This is a genomic window from Hydrogenoanaerobacterium saccharovorans (assembly GCF_016901815.1).
GTDB classification, from domain to species: Bacteria; Bacillota; Clostridia; order Oscillospirales; family Ruminococcaceae; genus Avimicrobium; species Avimicrobium caecorum.
The window spans coordinates 1-1335 of the sequence record NZ_JACSNR010000026.1; the positions used below are offsets into that span (position 1 = coordinate 1).

Here is a 1335-nt window from a genome sequence, read left to right on the forward strand (position 1 = left end):
GAGATGCCGGTACTGGAGAGGAACCTGTGTGCTGCTGTGTTTGATCTCAAAAATATCACAACAGTTTTCTTTCTGGTCATAGATGACCATATCAAACTCACCGACCTCAAACTGCAGTTTGAAAATACGATGATCTCTGTCAGCTGCCTTCATGGTTTCCAGAAGCACAATATCTTCCATCATGCGGCCGCGGACTTCTTCAAGGATACGATCTGAAACCCGTGTTTTTTCATATTCACTGAGTTCCGAGAACTGTGGATCTTTCAGCAGTACATGTACAAGGGCTTGTGCCTGACAGTATCGCATCCCAGGCTGCGTGAAGAGGATGTGTTCCAATGGTTTTGTTTCAGGCTCAGTGGTTTCAATGGGACAGTCTACGATCAGTTCCAATGCGGCAAGATACTGTTTGATTTCTGCAATGTGAGCGGGTGTGATACCAATGGACTGCTCTTCTTTGTTGCGGATATCCAGCAGCTCCATCAAGCGCCGCGTGACCGCTTCGGTATCGACGCGATCCAGCACATCTGTGCGCTTTTCCAGGTCCCGCTCTTTCCGAAGATTCGCGGCAGTGAGCCGCAGATCATGGGAGCGAAAATCATCTGTGAGAACTGAGATCAGAAACCGATGGTTCATGTCTTCAATGATCCGATTGATGGCGCTGGTCAGTTCTCCGGCTTCATACAGAGAATACAGGTGCCGAAAGTGTCCGCCTGCTTCATAGCAGGCAAGGGAATGCTGAATGTTGCGGCAGATCGCTGTGTCGATGTATCTTCGGGTGGACTCATCATCCCGGAAGGACGCATCCTGTGCATTCACATCCTCATCATCGAAGGCCAGTTCACCTGCACGCAGTGTGCCGCCGTAGCGGATATACTCATCAATCCTGTCAATTCCAAGCAGGCGGCTGTACTCCCGGTATGGGATAAAGGTTGTATGGATAGGTTTTGCCCGATCATACAGTTCCTGATCCATTGCCAGCCAGAATCCCAGAGAATCGGTTCCTGACAGGACAATCTTCATTCCCATGGCGGCAAATACATCGGAAAAGAGTGCCGCTGAGTCGATAAAATCCTCCATCAGAGTGACCTCATCTATAAACACATACCGGAATCCAGCATCGAACAGTTTCTTGAGATCCCGGTTCATCATTGCCATGTTGTCGTTCCTTCGGGCTTTGATGTAGGCGGTACGGCTCAGATTCTCTTTTGTCATTCTGCCGATGGCCTGGCGGAGCATGGTTGTCTTTCCGGTTCGCCGCAGACCAAAGACCAGGCAGACACGGTCATACTCCTTTCCGTAGAGATACCCTTCCAGTTGGTCAAAGCAGTCACGGAG

At 50.0% G+C, this 1335-nt stretch carries 1 protein-coding gene; it reads right to left on the bottom strand.

Annotation, left to right across the window (positions count from 1 at the left end; all coding sequences use genetic code 11):
* A partial coding sequence (locus tag H9X81_RS11515) for an AAA family ATPase (protein WP_345941553.1) occupies positions 1-1314 on the bottom strand: 1314 nt, incomplete at its 3' end.
* Positions 1315-1335 lie beyond the last annotated feature (21 nt).